The organism is Kitasatospora sp. NPDC052868, from assembly GCF_044547105.1.
Lineage (GTDB): Bacteria > Actinomycetota > Actinomycetes > Streptomycetales > Streptomycetaceae > Kitasatospora.
Window position 1 is genome coordinate 90,393 of sequence record NZ_JBITZW010000024.1, and the last position, 16,207, is coordinate 106,599.

At 73.6% G+C, this 16,207-nt stretch carries 16 protein-coding genes; 11 read left to right on the forward strand and 5 right to left on the reverse strand.

Going from position 1 to position 16,207, the window contains the following annotated elements; genetic code table 11:
- Positions 1-116: 116 nt before the first annotated feature.
- Entirely contained in the window at positions 117-1,019 is a 903-nt protein-coding gene (locus ACIGZJ_RS30080; protein ID WP_396460213.1) for an IclR family transcriptional regulator, read from the reverse strand.
- A 321-nt stretch (positions 1,020-1,340) separates the two neighbouring features.
- Between ACIGZJ_RS30080 and ACIGZJ_RS30085 the strand changes: the two genes are divergently transcribed.
- The 3 genes from ACIGZJ_RS30085 to ACIGZJ_RS30095 are packed head-to-tail and all read left to right on the forward strand — an operon-like array spanning position 1,341 to position 4,516.
- Positions 1,341-2,651, forward strand: a complete 1,311-nt coding sequence (locus ACIGZJ_RS30085) for an extracellular solute-binding protein (RefSeq protein WP_396460214.1) — start codon at positions 1,341-1,343, stop codon at positions 2,649-2,651.
- 42 nt (positions 2,652-2,693) lie between these two features.
- Positions 2,694-3,671, forward strand: a complete 978-nt coding sequence (locus ACIGZJ_RS30090) for a carbohydrate ABC transporter permease (RefSeq protein ID WP_396460215.1) — start codon at positions 2,694-2,696, stop codon at positions 3,669-3,671.
- Positions 3,668-4,516, forward strand: a complete 849-nt coding sequence (locus tag ACIGZJ_RS30095; RefSeq protein ID WP_396460216.1) for a carbohydrate ABC transporter permease — start codon at positions 3,668-3,670, stop codon at positions 4,514-4,516. The genes ACIGZJ_RS30090 and ACIGZJ_RS30095 overlap by 4 nt, the downstream gene beginning before the upstream one ends.
- A 112-nt stretch (positions 4,517-4,628) precedes the next feature.
- Here ACIGZJ_RS30095 and ACIGZJ_RS30100 read toward each other — a convergent pair whose 3' ends face one another.
- A complete protein-coding gene (locus tag ACIGZJ_RS30100) occupies positions 4,629-5,276 on the reverse strand; it encodes an alpha-ketoglutarate-dependent dioxygenase AlkB (RefSeq protein ID WP_396460217.1) in 648 nt (215 codons plus the stop codon).
- 266 nt (positions 5,277-5,542) lie between these two features.
- Between ACIGZJ_RS30100 and ACIGZJ_RS30105 the strand changes: the two genes are divergently transcribed.
- Positions 5,543-5,746 (forward strand): cold-shock protein, encoded by a 204-nt coding sequence (locus ACIGZJ_RS30105; protein WP_396460218.1) that lies wholly within the window; start codon positions 5,543-5,545, stop codon positions 5,744-5,746.
- 107 nt (positions 5,747-5,853) lie between these two features.
- Here ACIGZJ_RS30105 and ACIGZJ_RS30110 read toward each other — a convergent pair whose 3' ends face one another.
- Positions 5,854-6,546 (reverse strand): ester cyclase, encoded by a 693-nt coding sequence (locus ACIGZJ_RS30110; protein ID WP_396460219.1) that lies wholly within the window; start codon positions 6,544-6,546, stop codon positions 5,854-5,856.
- Between the two features lie 225 nt (positions 6,547-6,771).
- Here ACIGZJ_RS30110 and ACIGZJ_RS30115 point away from each other — a divergent pair, with 225 nt between their 5' ends.
- From ACIGZJ_RS30115 to ACIGZJ_RS30145, 7 genes are all read left to right on the forward strand, one after another.
- Positions 6,772-9,924 (forward strand): CHAT domain-containing protein, encoded by a 3,153-nt coding sequence (locus ACIGZJ_RS30115; protein WP_396460220.1) that lies wholly within the window; start codon positions 6,772-6,774, stop codon positions 9,922-9,924.
- A gap of 1 nt (position 9,925) precedes the next feature.
- Positions 9,926-10,672, forward strand: coding sequence for a hypothetical protein (locus tag ACIGZJ_RS30120; protein ID WP_396460221.1), 747 nt, complete (start codon positions 9,926-9,928; stop codon positions 10,670-10,672).
- 620 nt (positions 10,673-11,292) lie between these two features.
- Positions 11,293-11,676 carry a hypothetical protein gene (locus tag ACIGZJ_RS30125; protein WP_396460222.1) on the forward strand — a complete coding sequence of 128 codons (384 nt, stop codon included), beginning with the start codon at positions 11,293-11,295 and terminating at the stop codon, positions 11,674-11,676.
- A gap of 94 nt (positions 11,677-11,770) precedes the next feature.
- Positions 11,771-12,853 (forward strand): hypothetical protein, encoded by a 1,083-nt coding sequence (locus ACIGZJ_RS30130; protein ID WP_396460223.1) that lies wholly within the window; start codon positions 11,771-11,773, stop codon positions 12,851-12,853.
- Positions 12,854-12,935: 82 nt separating this feature from the next.
- On the forward strand, positions 12,936-13,331 hold the full coding sequence (locus tag ACIGZJ_RS30135) for a roadblock/LC7 domain-containing protein (protein ID WP_396460224.1): 396 nt from the start codon (positions 12,936-12,938) through the stop codon (positions 13,329-13,331).
- Between the two features lie 112 nt (positions 13,332-13,443).
- Positions 13,444-13,818 carry a hypothetical protein gene (locus tag ACIGZJ_RS30140; protein WP_396460225.1) on the forward strand — a complete coding sequence of 125 codons (375 nt, stop codon included), beginning with the start codon at positions 13,444-13,446 and terminating at the stop codon, positions 13,816-13,818.
- A 195-nt stretch (positions 13,819-14,013) separates the two neighbouring features.
- Complete coding sequence (locus ACIGZJ_RS30145; protein ID WP_396460231.1) at positions 14,014-14,367, forward strand: VOC family protein; 354 nt, start codon at positions 14,014-14,016, stop codon at positions 14,365-14,367.
- A 23-nt stretch (positions 14,368-14,390) separates the two neighbouring features.
- On the opposite strand, the gene ACIGZJ_RS30150 is transcribed toward ACIGZJ_RS30145, so the two are convergent.
- Positions 14,391-14,774: a DUF6188 family protein gene (locus ACIGZJ_RS30150; protein WP_396460226.1), complete on the reverse strand. Its 384-nt coding sequence runs from the start codon at positions 14,772-14,774 to the stop codon at positions 14,391-14,393.
- A 106-nt stretch (positions 14,775-14,880) separates the two neighbouring features.
- Entirely contained in the window at positions 14,881-15,963 is a 1,083-nt protein-coding gene (locus ACIGZJ_RS30155) for an NUDIX hydrolase (RefSeq protein ID WP_396460227.1), read from the reverse strand.
- Positions 15,964-16,207: the final 244 nt, after the last annotated feature.

Sequence of the window (16,207 nt, forward strand, 5' to 3'; positions counted from 1 at the left end):
CGGGCCTGGCGCTCCATCATCGGCTGAGGCCCGGTGCCCCCACAGGCGCCGGGCCTCAGCCGTTCCCGGACGCGGCCTCGGCCGCCGCCCGGGGCGGCCGCTCACCCGCCGACCGGTCAGCCCGCCGACCGGTCGGAGCCCAGCTCGCGGGAGATCCGCAGGCCCACCTGGGCGACCACCGGGCCGAGCGAGCGGACTCTGGCCGCGGTCATCCGCGAGGTGAGTCCGGAGACCGAGAGCGCGGCCGTCACCTCGCCGGTGTGGTCGAAGATCGGCGCCGCGACGCAGCGGACCTCCGGTTCGTTCTCCCGGTCGTCGATCGAGTAGCCGCGGGCGCGGATCCGGGCCAGATCAGCCCGCAGGTGCGTCTCGTCGGCGATGGTCCACGCGGTGACCGGCCGCAGCCCGGCGGCGACCACCTCGGCGACGGCCTCCTCGGGCAGCCAGGCCAGGATCGCCTTTCCGGTGGCGGTGCAGTAGGCGGGTGCCCGGCTGCCGACCCGGGACGCCATCCGGACGTTGGTCTCGTCCTCGACCTTGTCCAGGTAGACGATGCCGGGGGCCTGCCAGACGGTCAGGTGGACGGTCTCGCCGGCCTCCCGCTGCAGCCGGCGCAGGTGCTCGGCGGCGACGCTGCGCAGGTCGAGGGTGGAGAGGTAGGCCTGGCCGAGCCGGAGCGAGCCGTGGCCGAGCCGGAACCAGCCGGTCTCCCGGTCGCGGTCGAGCAGGTGCTCGTCGAGCAGCGGTCCGGTCAGCCGCAGCACGGTGCTCTTGTTGAGCCCGAGCGACTCGGCGAGCTGGCCGAGCGGGACGCCGCGGCCGCCGTTGCCGTGGTCGCGGACGTAGCCGAGGACGGCCAGCGCGCGGCGCAGCGAGGAGGACTGGTTGCGGTCTCCGCTGGCCGGCCTCTTCGGCCTGGCGTCGTCCGCACCGCCGTCCGGCGCCCCGTCGGCTGCGTTCCCGTCGGCTGCGGTCCCGCCGTCCGGCGTCCCGTCGGCCGGGCTCGCGGTGTCCGTCATCGGTCCGTTCCCCTCTCGTCCACCGCCGGACTGCGGCGGTGGCTCAGACCGTACCCGCTCACACCGCGATAGCCGATTCTTCGGCACGCTGTTGTGCAGTGCAAAACTTCCCGAACGGCCCCTTGTTGGCCCCGAGCGCGCCCGCCTAACGTCCCTGGCATCGAGCAGGCGACGCCGCCCACCCGAGCGGTCGCTCTGCCGTACCCCCACATCACCGCGTTCACGCACCCACCATCGGCCCCGGTCAGGGCCTGCTTCGACGTGCCCGTCCCCAGCGGCGCACGTCCTGGCGGCAGCTGTCGGGAGGGGAGGTCTCCACCCATGCGACTGATCAGACGGACCGCTGCGGCCGCCGTTCTCACCGCCACCTGTATCGCGGCGGCCGCCTGCTCGCCCGGCACCGCGCTGCCGGCCGGCGACAAGGCGGGTGACGACAGGACGGGCACCCTGAAGGTCTGGCTGTACAACGAGGCCGGCAACGCGGCGAAGGAGGCGGTGATCGGCAAGGCGGTCACCGAGTTCCAGGCCTCCCACCAGGGCGTCACCGTCGACATCAGCTACATCGACACCGACGCCTCGGCCCGCGCCGCCAAGATGAAGGGCGCGTTCAACGACCCCAACAGCGCCCCGGACCTGGTCGAGTTCGGCAACACCGACCTCCCCGGCTACGTCGCGGCCGGCGGCCTCGCCGAGATCGGCGCCGACCTCGACAAGTGGAAGGACAAGGGCGACCTCGACCCGGCGATCGCCAGGACCGCCGTGCTGGACGGCAAGACCTACGGTCTGCCCTGGTGGGTCGGCGTGCGGGCGCTGTACTACCGCACCGACCTGTTCACCGAGGCCGGCCTGACCCCGCCGAAGTCGTACGGCGAACTGGTCGCCGCCAACCAGAAGATCCACGCCGCGCACCCGGACACCTTCGGCATCGCGGTCGGCGGCAAGTACACCTTCGGTGCGCTGCCCTTCGTCTGGGACGCGGGCGGCGACATCGCGACCAAGGACGGCTCCGCGTACAAGTCGGCCATCAACTCGGCGGCCTCGCAGGCGGGCATCAAGCGCTACACCGACCTGTTCGGCGCCGACGGCTGCCCGGCCCAGCAGTGCGCGGACCTCACCGGCGGCAAGACCGTGGACCTGTTCGCGGCCGGCAAGTCCGCGATGGCGATCCTGCCCAACTCCAGCCGCAGCAAGGTCGATGCGGGCGCGGCCAAGGGCAGGTACGGCGTCGTCCCGCTGCCCGGCGAGAAGCCCGGATCGATCGCCCCGGCCTTCGCCGGCGGCAACAACCTCGGGGTGATGAAGGCGGCCAAGCACCGCACCCTCGCCGTGGAGTTCGCCGAACTGCTGTCGAGCCCCGGGTACCAGGAGCAGATGTACGACGCGATGGGCAACCTGCCCACGCTCAAGTCGGTCAACGACAAGGTCGCCGCCAAGGACGCCTTCCTCAAGCCGTTCACCGACACCATCGCGGCCGGCACCCGGTTCGTCCCGATGGACCAGGCCTGGGCGCAGATCGACGCGCAGGCCGTCGTCCCGACCATGCTGCAGCAGATCGTCACCGGCAAGGCGGACGTGGCGAAGGCCTCCGGCGACGCCGCCGGGCAGATCACCTCGGCCTTCGCGGCCCACTGATCACAGGCCCCGCAGGGCGTCTCCAGAGAGCAGGTCCCGTACGTGTCCGCACCCACCACGACCGCCCCGGCGGCGTCGCCCTCGCTGAGCGGGCGCCGCCGGGGCGCCGGCCCGGCCGCGCCCCCGCGCGGCCGGCGCCGGCCCCCGCTGCTGCTGCTCCTACCGGCCGCCGTCATCATGATCCCGCTGGTGGCCTACCCGATCTACCAGCTCGGCCTGCTGTCGGTGCTGGACTTCGGCCAGGCCCAGGCCTCCGGGGGCGTGCCGACCCGCTTCGTGGGCTTCGGCAACTACCAGAAGATCCTGAGCGACGGCCAGTTCTGGTCGGTGCTGCTGCAGACGGTCGGCTTCGCCGCGTTCTGCGTGGTCGCCACCCTGGTCGTCGGCGCCGCCCTCGCCGTCCTGCTGACCAGGGTCGGCAGGACCTCCCGGCTGGTCCTGACCACCGCCGCGATGGCGGCCTGGGCGGCGCCGGCGATGACCGGCTCGACGGTGTGGAGCTTCCTCTTCGACACCAACCTCGGCCTGGTCAACAAGACCCTGGTCAACCTCGGTCTGAGCGGCTTCCACGAGTACAACTGGTTCTACGACAAGTGGACGGCGTTCCTGATCGTCGGCGCCGTGGTGGTGTGGCACTCCTTCCCGTTCGTCATGGTGACGCTGTACGCGGGCATCAGGGCGATCCCCGAGGAGGTCCTGGAGGCCGCCGCACTGGACGGCGCCAACACCTGGACGACCTTCCGCCGGATCACCGCCCCGATGCTGCGGCCGATCCTCACCATCGTGGTGATCCAGTCGGTCATCTGGGACTTCAAGGTCTTCACCCAGATCTACGTGATGACCGAGGGCGGCGGCATCGCCGGCCAGAACCTCGTCCTGAACGTGTACGCGTACCAGAAGGCGTTCGCCTCCTCCCAGTACGGGCTCGGCGCGGCCATCGGCGTGATCATGCTGCTGGTCCTGGTCGTCCCGACGGTCCTCTACATCCGCACCCTGCGACGGACGGGGAACGAACTGTGAACACCCGCAGCCGGTGGCGGCTCGCCGCCAACACCACCGCCCTCCTGGTGGCCGTGGTCACCGCCTTCCCGATCTTCTGGATGGTGCTCTCGGCCTTCAAGCCCAAGGGCGAGGTGCAGTCGCTGGACCCGAAGCCGTGGACCGCGCACCCCACGCTGGACAGCTTCCGGCAGGTGCTGAGCGTCGACGGGTTCGGCCGCTACTTCATGAACAGCCTGGTCATCGCGCTGTCGGTGGTGGCGCTCTCGGCGGTGGTGGTCTTCCTGGCGGCGGTCGCGGTGACCCGCTTCCGGTTCAGGTTCCGCACCACCGTCATGGTGATGTTCCTGATCGCCCAGATGATCCCGGTCGAGGCGCTCACCATCCCGCTGTTCTTCATGTTCCGTGACGCCGGCCGCTTCGCGCCGGGCATCGGCCTCAACACCCTGGCCTCGCTGATCCTGGTGCAGTTGGCGTTCTCACTGCCGTTCGGCATCTGGATGATGCGCGGCTTCGTCGCCGCCGTCCCGGCCTCGATCGAGGAGGCCGCCCAGATCGACGGCGCGAGCCGCACCCGCATCCTGTGGCGGATCCTGCTGCCGCTCGTGGCCCCGGGCCTGGCCGCGACCAGCGTCTTCTCCTTCATCGCGGCGTGGAACGACTTCGTCTTCGCCAAGACCTTCATCATCAGCGCCACCGAGAACCAGACCCTGCCCTCCGCCCTGCTGGTCTTCTTCAAGCCGGACGAGAACGACTGGGGCGGCATCATGGCGGCGTCCACCCTGATGACCGTCCCGGTGCTGATCTTCTTCATTGCCGTGCAGCGCAAGCTGGTCTCCGGGCTCGCGGGCGCGGTCAAGGACTGACCGAACCGCCCAACCGACCGAACCGCCGACCCGACCGAACCGCCGACCCGCCCGGACCGCCGGGGCGTTGGGCCGCCGCCCACCGTCCCGGCCGCGGCGTCGGGCGGCCTCCTCACGCCACCCCGCGCGGCCGGAACTGCACACTGATCCGCGGCCCCACCGGCCGGGCCGTCTTCGGGATCGCGTGCTCCCAGGTCCGCTGGCAGGACCCGCCCATCACCACCAGGTCCCCGTGTCCGACCAGGTGCCGAACCACCGCGCCGGCGCCCCCGCCGTTGCGGGGCCGCAGCAGCAGGGCCCGCGGTTCGCCGACCGACAGGATCGCCACCATGGTGTCCTCGCGCTCCCCGCGCCCGATCCGGTCCCCGTGCCAGGCCACGCTGTCCCGCCCGTCCCGGTAGTAGCAGAGCCCCAGCGTCCGGAACGGTTCGCCGAGCTCCCGCGCGTAGTGCGCGCTGAGCGCCGCCCGCGCCTCGCCGAGTACCGGATGCGGCGGCGGCGTCTGCTCCCCGTAGTGCGCGAGCAGCCGCGGCACGTCGACCACCCGCTCGTACATCTCCCGCCGCTCCGCCCGCCAGGGCACCTCCGCGGCCAGGTGTTCGAACAGTTCGTCCGCCCCGGTCAGCCACCCCGGCAGCACGTCCAGCCACGCCCCCGCCCCGAGCACCGTCCGCCGTAGCCCCGCCGGGGACCGGAGCCCGATCACGCCGCCGTCGGCGGCGTCGAACAGCGAGGGCTGGAGGTTCACGGCGGTGCGCATGGCATCAGCCTACGCCTGGAGTCGAACGTGTGAGCGAATTGGTCCGCGCTGCGCCCCTGGGCCGGACGCGCGCACCACGCCGTCACGCAGAGCGCTCACCCGGGCGTGTAGCGTGATCGCCACCAGCTGTCGTGGTTCCGAGGCACCTCCTCGTCTGCGCGTCGCGCAGGCGGTCGTGCTGTTCGGGTGCCTTCCGAGGACCAGGGCGATCACCTCCGCCCACCGCACCGTGCGGCGGGCGGAACCGACTTCCCCTTGGAGGGCGCATGGCATCCGGAACCGTGAAGTGGTTCAACGCCGAGAAGGGCTTCGGCTTCATCGAACAGGACGGCGGGGGGCCGGACGTCTTCGCCCACTACTCCAACATCGCGGCCCAGGGCTACCGCGAACTCCAGGAGGGTCAGCGGGTGAACTTCGACGTCGCACAGGGCCAGAAGGGCCCGACGGCGGAGAACATCGTCCCCGAGTGACCTCCGGCCGCCTGCCGGCCCTTGCCCGGCCGGCAGGCGGCCCCCTCGGGAAGCAGTCGAACGGGTACGCGGGTCTCCCGTGCCGGGCTTCGGCGTGAGAACCGGGGTCAGCCGGGCATCATGCCCATCTGGCGCATCATGGCGACGGCGTCCCAGCTCCACCACCCCTCCTTGACCATGCCGTCCTCGAACCGGAACATCGTCATCCCGGCCGACTCGATGGTCCGGTTGCTGGCCGGCACACCCATGTACTCCCCGATGTGGGTGCCGCGCCAGATCCAACGGGTCGCCACCAGGTCGCCGTCGGCGACCTGGCTCTGGATGTCGAAGGTGAAGTCGAAGGCCTTGCGGTAGCCCTCGATCATCTCCCGCACGGCCGCCGGGCCGACCACGTCACCGTCCATCGACGGGTCGTGGTCGCAGTAGTCCGGCGCCAGCAACTCGTCGAGCGCGGACATGTCGCCCCGCGCCGGGTCGACCAGCAGCCGGCGGGCCGCAGCCTTCTGGAACTGCTCGTCCCGCACCAGGTCGAGGTTGGTGAAGGTCGGCGGCTCCTGGCAGAGCGCCACCATCTCCCGGAAGATCCGGTCGGTCTCCGGCAGCCCGGAGTTGCGCATCGCCGCCTCGTACGACGGGAACTCGATGATCTCCACGACGTGCCGGGCGTCCGCCCGGTTGGTGCCCACCATGGCGTGGGTCGCGGTCCGCCGCCCCTGGGTCTGCTCGATCCAGGTGTCCATCAGCCGGTTGAGCTCGTCGGGCTGCTCCGTGCGGCACTCGACGATCTGTACAAAGGTCATCGCAGACCTCCCGATCACACCCCCTGCTGGCCGCCGTCCGCGAACGCGTCGCCTTCCACTCTCCTCCTCCCGACCCCCGCGCACCACAACACCGGCCGTACGTCCCGCGTGACGCGTCCGCTCGACCGGCCCTCCGTCCTCCGTCCGAAACCCGCGGCCACCGCGCCGTGCTGTGCCATGATCCTCGGCAGGCCCCGCGGGGAACGGGCCGAAGGGGGCGCAGGCATGGACGACCATCGCAACGACCCGGCCGTCCGGGCCGCCATCGGACTCGTCAGGGACGTCCAGGGGCACCACCTGAGCGAGACGACCGCCGTCGAACGGGTCCGCGACCGCACCTGGGAGCTCACCGAGGAACAGGCCCGGTACCTCGTCCGGGTCGGCATCGGCCTCACCCGCAACACCGACGCCTCCGCCGGCTACCTGCTGGCCCGGCTGGTCCTGGAGGCGGCCGACGTCCGCTGGGGGCGCGGCCGGCAGAGCCCGTGGTGGTGGGCGGCCGACCAACTGGTCGAGTCCGCCCGGCTGTTGCTGGTGGCGGAGCCCGACGGCGCCCGGCTGCGGCACGCCTGCGCGATCGCCGACGAGCAGATCCGCACCCTGCGGGCGGACCGCGAGCTGGACGAGCTCGCCGAGACCATGTACGCGGCCGGAATCCTGCGCGTGCACCCGTTCATCGGCGTCCCCCGGGCCGGGCTGCCCCCGGAGGAACTGCTCGCCCGGCAGCTGGCCCGGGCGCAGCGGCGGGCGCCCTTCGACCGCGGGGCCGAACCCGACGGGACCCCCGGCGGTATGCCGCATCCCGCCGACGCCGCCCTGGAGGCGCTGCCCTACCTGTACGGCGCGGTCGCCCTCAGCGAGGGCCACCTGCGCGGCCGCTGCCTCACCGGGCTGGGGGAGGTGCTGGCCCTGCTCTCCCAGACGGCCGGGGACGCGCCCTGGATCGACGACGAGGTGCTGCGCGTCGGACGGGAGGCGGTGGCCCTGCTCGACCCCGCCCTGGACCCGTACAACCGGATCCGGCTGCTGCGCATGGTCGCCGCGGCCGACCGGTCCCCGGTGCCGCGGACCGTCCACGAGGTGCTGGGCCTGCCGGTCGCGGACCTGGTCCGGCTGCGCGGCAGCCGGGAGGCCGGCGCCGTGGTGGACCAGGCGCTCTGCCTCTTCCGCGAGGCCGGCAACAGCGAGGCCCTGCGCGCGCTCGTCGCCGAGGTGTACGCGGACCTGCCCGACCTCGACGACCCGGAGCGCCGGCTGGAGCTCTGGGAGAGCCAGGTCCACGTGCTGCCCGGCTGCGACCACCCCTGCCCGGCCGACCGGGCCGGCGCCGACCTGCTCTTCTCGACCGCGATGGACCACCCCGACCCGCACACCCGCTCGGCGGCCGCCCTGCACCTGGCCGCCCACCTCTACCACCGCGACGGCGCCCGGACGGCCTGGCAGCTCGTCCAACGCGCCGCCGCCGACGGCCCGCACCCGTCCGACCGGGAACGCGACCTGGCGGCCGTCCTCCACCTGCGCGCCGCCGTCGCCTCCCGAGCGGCGCTGGAGCACGCCGAGGCCGGGGAGCCGAGCGAGGCCCTGACGATGCACGGGCACGCCGCGGTCGGCTACGCCTCCCTCCGGCTGTCCGATCTCGCCGCCCAGCAGCTCGACCACCTGGTGGCCCGGGCGACCACACCGGACACGATCGCCCTCGTCGCCGTGATCCTGCGCGACTCCCTCGTCCCGGCCCTCTCGGCGGACCCCAGGGCCGACGTCGCCTTCGCCCTGTACCGCGCAGGCCAGCTGCTGGTCGCCGCCCTGGGCACCGGCCGTTCGTACCCCGTCGCCCTGGTCGCGCTGATGACCGCCGCCAAGGGCCTCGACTTCGGGTCCGCGCTCGCCGCCCACCGCGGGCCGCGCCCGCTCGGGCCGGGCCTCCCCGAGCTGCTCGGCGAGATCGGGCGCCGCGAACGCGAGGTGGCCGCCCCCGAGCCGCCCCGGCTCACCGACCTGGGCGAGGACCTGCACATGCTCTGCTACGCCGGGGCCCAGGAGACCGGCGACGGCCAGGACGACCGCGCCTACCTGGACAATCTGCGCCGCGGGTTCGACCGGGAGTTCTCCCGGCGGCTGTCCGGGTCGAGGCCCGCCCCGGCCGCCCCGCGCGACCCGGGCGACACCGACCTGGACGGGCTGTGCCGGGCCCTGCCGGCGGACACCGTGCTGCTCTCGCTCTTCATGGGCGTCACGCCGCAGGCCGCCGCTCCGGACACCTCCGCCGCTCCCGGCGCTTCCGAGGGAACGGACGCCGCCGAGGGAACGGACGCCGCCGAGGAGCGAACGGCAGCCCTCTACCTGGTCACGATGACCCGGGAGGGCGTGGTGGAGACCCGCGTGGTGCCGACCACCGGACTGCCCTCCGCGCTGCTCAGGCTCAGCAAGGACGGCTACGGCCACACCCTGCACCCCTTCGCGCTGGACGTCCAGGAGGTGCGCTCCGCCGTCCTCGACGACCCCCTGCACCGCCCGGTCACCCGTGAGGGCGAGGAGCGGCTGGCCCTGGAGAACAACCTGGGCGCCGGCCTGGCCGGGACGCTCGACCGCCTCCACGACAGCGGCCACCGCCACCTCTGCGTCTGGGCGCACGGGCCGTTCCACTACCTGCCGTTCCACCTCCTGCACGTGGACGGCCGCCCGCTGGCGGACCGTTGGACGGTCACCGCCGCGCCGAGCCCCGCCTGTCTCACCGCACCCGCCCCGCGCGGCCACGGCTCCGGACTGCTCGCCCTCGGTGCCGCGCACGGCGGCGCCGCCTGGGGGCTGCCGCCCGAGCCCGAACTGGACGCGCACGTCAGGGCGGTGGCCGCACAGGCCGGAGGCACCGCGCTGACCGGGGCCGACGCCACCGCCCGGGCACTGCTGGAGCGCGCGCCCGGCCACCGCTACCTCCACCTGGCGGCGCACGGATCGCACAGCCCGGTGGCGCCCTGGTTCCAGTGCCTCTACCTCAACCCGCCGCAGGACGGCGCCGACGGCCGCCTGTTCGCCCACCAGGTCGTCTCGGCGGACCTGCGCGGGGTGGAGCTGGTGACCCTCAGCGCCTGCGAGTCGGCGCTGGGCCGCTTCGACCTCGGTGACGGCCTGCGCGGCCTGCCCGCCGCCTTCCTGCTGGCCGGCGCCCGCGCCGTGGTCGGCTGCCTCTGGCCGGTCCGGACCGAGACCGCGACCAGCTTCTTCGCCGCGCTGTACCGGGCCCTGGCCGAGGGCCGGGCCCCGCTGGAGGCCTTCCGGCTGGCCCAGACCGAGACCCGGGCGCGCCACCCGCAGTACCGCGACTGGGGCGCGTTCACCTACTCCGGCAGCTGGGGCCGGGACGACGAAGGGACCGACTGACGTGCCGATCGACATCCCCGCCCTGGAGCCCGGCGAGGTGGACCTGGTGGTACCGGCCACCCTGCAGCGGCCGTCCACCGAGGAGCGCATCCGGGGCCGGCTGGCCGTCAGCCGCCGCCCGTTCGTCACCCGTCTCACCCGGGCCGGGCTGGCCGACGTCGACGTGGACCCGGCCCTGCTGGCGAGCCTGCCGGCCGACGACGAGTACTTCGTGCTGGCCTTCTACTGCACCTACCGGCCGGACACCGCCGGGGGCTCCGCGCCCTTCACCCAGTCGCGGATCGGGGTGCGGCTGAGCACCCCGGGCGACGGGCCGCAGCCGGTCGCCCTCGCCCTGGCCCCGCAGACGGCCGCCGCCCCCACCGACCGGTCCTTCCGGATCGCGGTCACCGCCCCGCTCGGCTTCGTCGAGCCGTCGGTGGAGTACAGCCGCAACGGGAACCGCGAGGACCGCTACGTGACGGCGCTGGGCCGCGGCCAGAGCGACCCCGAGTGGCACCTGCGGGCCCTGCCGAACCACCCGCTGCTCGGCGATGTCCGGCTGGCGATGGTGATCCAGAGCCCGCCGGCGGCGGAGGTCACCGCCGAGGTCATCGTCGCCGCGACGATCCGCCGGCTCGGCCTGGTCCGCAGCCGCGCCGAGCTGCCGCCGCTGCTCCACCGCGTCGACCTGCGCGCCGCCGCCGAGGCCCTGCCGGCGCAGCGCTCGGGCGAGCTGCCACCGATGGGCTCGGCGGAGACGGGGTGAGTCGTGCCCGGCCGAGCGGCGGCGCCGGCTGTTCGCTTTTGACCAGGCCTGATGGCCTGCTAGTGTTCTTCCCGTCGAGAGGAATTGTTCTCTCGAGCAGGCGTCAGTGGTGCTACCGGAGCACGTCCTACTTTCAGTAGGAAGAGTCCGTTCAACCCGGGCCTGGCGCTCCATCGCAGGGCGGTCGTTCCTCTTCGGAACGGCCGCCCTCTGCGTTTCCCCGGGCGCGGCCGAGCGACGGCCCTCCGTGACCCCCCGTCGGCCCGCGCGTCCCCTTGGCCGAGTGCCGGCCCGCGCGCCCCGCCCCGGCGATCGGCCTTATCGCATCACGCGTTCGAAACCCGCCGGCGTGGCCGACAACCGGCCAAGGTCCCGCTCCAGGTCGGCCGGTGGGCCGCCGCCCGGCCGGGGCGCGGGCCAGCGGGTTCGCCGGGCGGCCAAAGCTGACGTTCCGTCAGAGGATGGCTGAATCAAGCCCTTTGTGGTGTGAATATGCCATTGGAATGTTCGTCATATGGAATCCGGCAGTAGCCTTCCGTGTCGAACCCGCCACTCGTCGTGGCGGCTCGGTCGGGTGTTCGCCCAACCCCGACCGTCCCCGAACCTCCGAAGGAGCCCGTGTGCCGGGTATCGACGAATGCCTCTCCGGGGCGATGGCGATCGCCGGCGCCCGCGCCGCGAGCCTGATCGACTGGAGCAGCGGTCTCGCCCTCGGCAGCGTCGGGGTGAGCCCCACCGGCGACCACGAGACCTCGGCCGCGGAGGCAACCGACCTGGTACGGGCGGCGGTTGAGAGCCCGACCTTCACCGGGGCGGAGGACGTCCGGGCACCGTTGCAGGACATCATCGTCACCGCGGGCCGCAGTTACCACCTTCTTTGCTTCATCGATACCGTCTTCGACAGCCGACTCGTCCTGCACCTCTGGCTGGACCGGACCGACGGCAACCTCGCCGCCGCCCGCTACCGCCTGCAGGGCCTGGCCGAGGAACTGGTGCTCGGGTGACGAATCCACTTGCGAACCCAGCGGTTGGGCGCCGGGATCCCGCCATCGCGTTTCGGCCACAGTGCCGTCCGCTCGCCGATCGTCGGCGGTGGAGGTGAACGCCTCCCCGACCCGCCTCGCCGTACCGGTCCGCCTGCCGCGGACCCCGGCCGAGACGGTCGAGCGACTGGCCGGCGAACGCGCCACCGGCGCCCTGTCCGGCCCGGTCGGGACCGTCTACCTCGCCGACGGCCTGGTGGTGCACGCCGAGTCCGAGCTGGCCCCCGACCTGGCCGCACTGCTGACCGGCTGCGGCCGGATCGCCCCCGAGACCTGGCGGGAGACCGTCCGCCTGTTCGGCCCGCAGGGCGGCGTCGGCGGTGCGCTGCTCGCCCAGAACCGGCTCACCCGGGGCGAGTTGGAGCTCTGCCACCTCGGTGCGCTCTACGACGCCGCGTTCTTTCTGCTCGACGCCGCCACCGCGGGACCCTGGCACTTCGAACCGGGCGCCCGGCACTGGCTCGGCCCGGTGACGGCGGTCGCCGCCCACCGGCTGTGCCGGGAGACCGAACGCCGCCGCCGACTGCTGGAGCGGGTCTGGCCCTGGCCGCAGCTCGACACCGCGCCGGTCCGACCGGCCGCCGGGCAGCCGGACGGCCGGGAGGCGTGCACCGACCAGGGCGCCCGCGGCCCGCGCCGCCGGCCGCCGACCCGGCGCCAGTGCGAGCTGCTCGCCCACGCGGACGGCCGAAGAACCCCGGCGGAGCTGGCCCGGCTGCTCGGCCGCTCGGCCTTCGCGACCGCGGTGGACGTCCGCCGGCTCGCCGCCGCCGGGCTGCTGACCACACCGGGGTGCGAGGTCGCCGGGTGGACGCCCACCGGGCGGCAGGCCCCGCGGCACGCCGCCCCGAGGCCCGCGCCCACCAAGGGCCGGGTGCCCGAGGCTCGGGTGCCCGAGGCGCGTTCGCCTGGGAGCTCGCCAGGCACCCCGCCGGCCGCCTCCGCGCCGCCCAGGACCGCAGGCGGGCTCCACCGCCGAGTCCCCGGCGCCACGCTGGCCGGGCTCCCGCCGGCAGTCACCACCCGCTCCGCCCGCCCGCCGACCACGACCACGGCAGCGGCGAACCCGCTGATCGCCCCCGACCCGGACATCGCGCTGCTGACCCGGGTCCGAACCCTTCTGGAGGCCCGACTTTGAACCACTCTCCGCCCGCGACCCCGCGCTCGCGGTCATGAGGCGGGCGCTCAAGCAGCGTGTCGGAAGGAGACAACTGATCGCCTTGGAGACCGAGCTGCTCGCCGAACTCCGTGCGCTCAAACACCGGGTACCCCACCTCGCGGGCGGCCTGGTGGCCAGCGTGGACGGCCTGCTGGTCGCGCACGACACCCACGGGACCGAACCCTCGGGCCTGGCGGCGATGACCGCGGCCTCCCTCGGCCTCGCCCAGCGGCTCGCCGACACCACCGGGCAGGGGGACTTCCGCGAGTCGCTGGTCCGCGGCGAGCACGGCTACGTCGCCACCTACGCGGCCGGCGGCAGCTGCGTGCTCACCATGCTGGCGCACCCGGACGTGAACGTCGGCCGACTGCACCTGGAGGCCCGCCGGTCCGCCCAGCGGATCGCCGTGCTCCTCAACGACGCGCTCGCGCCCAAGGAACCCAGGGAGGTGGTCTGACCGCCGCCCCCGGATCCTCCCGAATTCCCGCGGGCCGGCCTCACCGGCCACCCCGCACCGTCCGTCCGACCCCCCTCAACCGCCGTACCACCGAACGAACTGGAGAAACGACATGACCGACGCAGCCGGCGCGCTCAAGCAGACCATGACCGTGATCGAGGGCGCCATCGGCGCCGCCCTGGTGGACTACAACAGCGGCATGGCACTCGCCACCCTGGACGGTCCCGGCGGAATCGACCTGAACATCGCCGCCGCCGGGAACACCGACGTGGTCCGCGCCAAGATGCGCACCATGGACATGCTGGGCCTGGGTGACGGGATCGAGGACATCCTCATCACCCTCAGCAGCCAGTACCACCTGATCCGCCCGCTCACCGGCCGCGGCAGCAAGGGCCTGTTCCTCTACCTCGCGCTGGACAAGGGCCGGGCCAACCTGGCGATGGCCCGCCACCAGCTCACCAAGATCGAGGCGGACCTGGAGGTCTGACGCCGGGACGCTCCCGGTAGGCGGCGGACTACGCCGTCCGGGTTACGGACCCCGCGCCGCCCGGCGCGGGGTCCGGCCGGATTGTCGGTGCCGTCTGCCAGGCTGACTGCCGATCAGCCGAGACCACCGAAAGGGTCCCCCGTGTCGTCCACCAAGATCTTCGTCAACCTGCCCGTACGGGACCTCGCCCGGTCCATGGAGTTCTTCACCGGGCTCGGCTACAGCTTCAACCCGAAGTTCACCGACGAGAACGCCGGCTGCCTGGTGATCAGCGACTCCATCTACGCGATGCTGCTGGTGGAGCCGTACTTCAAGTCCTTCACCGGTCTGGCGATCCCGGACACCACCACCTCCGCCCAGGCGATCCTCGCGCTCGGGCTCGACACCCGCGCGGAGGTGGACGAGCTGGTCGACAAGGCCCTCGCCGCCGGCGCCACGGAGCCCCGCGAGGCCACCGACGAGGGCTTCATGTACGGGCGGAGCTTCGCCGACCTCGACGGCCACCTGTGGGAGGGGTTCTGGATGGACCCGGCCGCCGCCCAGGACTGAGCGGTCCTCAGGGCCGGGCGGTTCTACCGGGCCTCCTGCGCCCACTTCACCTCGCCGCCGGCCAGCGCGGTGCAGACGGCGCCCTCCGGCGTGCCCACACTCCAGGGCGCGACCTGCGCGTGCGGTGGCACGGACAGCGTGCCGCCGCCGTCGAAGTCGAGCTCCAGCCCGCCGGCCATCGTCACCTGCGCCGCGCCGACCGTCCGGCCCACCAGCGCGAGCAGCGCGCCCGAGGGCCGGAAGCCAAGCGCCGGGTAGAAGTGCTCCACCTCGGTCGGCGCGGCGAACCGGAAGTCGTGCTCCACCCGCACGGTCACCGGTCCGGCGAGCGCGATGTCGAGATGGACCCCGCCCGCTACCGACTCCACCCGACGGCCGACCAGTACGTCCTCGATCAGGTTCCGCATGCCCCCAGTGTGAACCACCGCGGGTACGCCCGGCCCCCGATCGACGAGGCCCGTGATCAACAAGGCCGCGACCAGACCAGACAGGCCGCGAGCGGGGGTGGCCGATTCAGTGGGCTGGCCGGCCTCCGACCAGCTCGGCCGGGCCGCCCGTCCCGGCCCGGGCGGCGAGCGCGGCGGCCGTTCGGGCCCAGGACGACCCGGAGAGCAGCGTCTGTGCCTCGGCCGGATCGCACAGCCGCCACTCCACCAGCTCGTCCTCGGCCAGGCGGATCCCGGCGAGCTGGGCGTCCGTCACCACCCCGCCGTCGAAGACGTACACCAGCACGGCCGTGTCGCGCCCGTTCGCCGGGTCCGCCGCGCGGCCCGGCAGCCAGTCCAGGGCCAGCAGCCGGCCCGGTGCGCGCTCCCACCCCAGCTCCTCGCGGATCTCCCGCCGGGCCGCCGTCCGGGGCAGCTCCCGGTCCGCCTCGATGCCGCCGCCCGGCAGGACCCAGTACGGCTCCTCGCCCCCGGGCTCCCACGGTGTGAGCCGCACCAGCAGCACCCGGCCGGCCGCGTCCGTGAACAGCATCCGCGCCTTGGCCCGGATCCGGGGCAGGGTGGCGATGTAGGTCGCCCGGTCCAACGGGGGCTCCTGCGCCCGGACGGTGCCCTCGGCCAGCGGCAGCCCCGCCAACCGGGTGTACTCGGCGGGCGGTTCGACCGACAGGTGCTCCAGGGTGTGCCCGACCGGCAGGCTCTCCTCCAACTCCAGTGGCCCGGCCGAGCGCGGCACCCGCAGACAGGCACCGACCCGCCGGGAGAGCCGGGGCGGCAGCGCGTGCCGCGCCTGCTCCGGCGTCAGCCAGGCCCAGCCGCCGATCTCCGCCACGTCCGGCGTGATCGCGGCCGACTGCTCCGGGGTGAGCGGCTCGGCCCAGTACAGGTGCGCCGCGATGGGCGGACGGAAGTAGTCGACCGCCCAGTCGATGCACGCCAGCGCCCCGAGCCGGGGTGTGAAGCCCAACTCCTCGGCGATCTCCCGCTCGGCGGTCCGCCGCGGCGACGCGTCCTGCGGCTCCCAGCCCCCACCCGGGACGGCCACCGGATGCCGCTGGTCGTACGGCAGCCGCACCACCAGCACCCGCCCCCGCTCGTCCGGGAACAGCACCCCGGCGGCCGCCAGCAACTCGCGCCCCTCACCGACCACGACTTCCTCCACCCCGTCACGACGACGATCCGTACCCACCCGATTCCCCACCGCCACCGCCCCCACGCCCCCCACCCCGACCGCGGCGGTCGTCGCGACCGTTCGGACGGGCCGGGAGGTGTTCGGTGGGTGTGGCTCCGGCCGGCGCATGGGGTGTGTGCCGGCCGGAGCGTGTTGGTGGGTGGGTGGTGGTTAGTGGCGGCGGCGGGTGCGGCGGGTGGTGAGGAGGAGTGGGGTGCCGGCG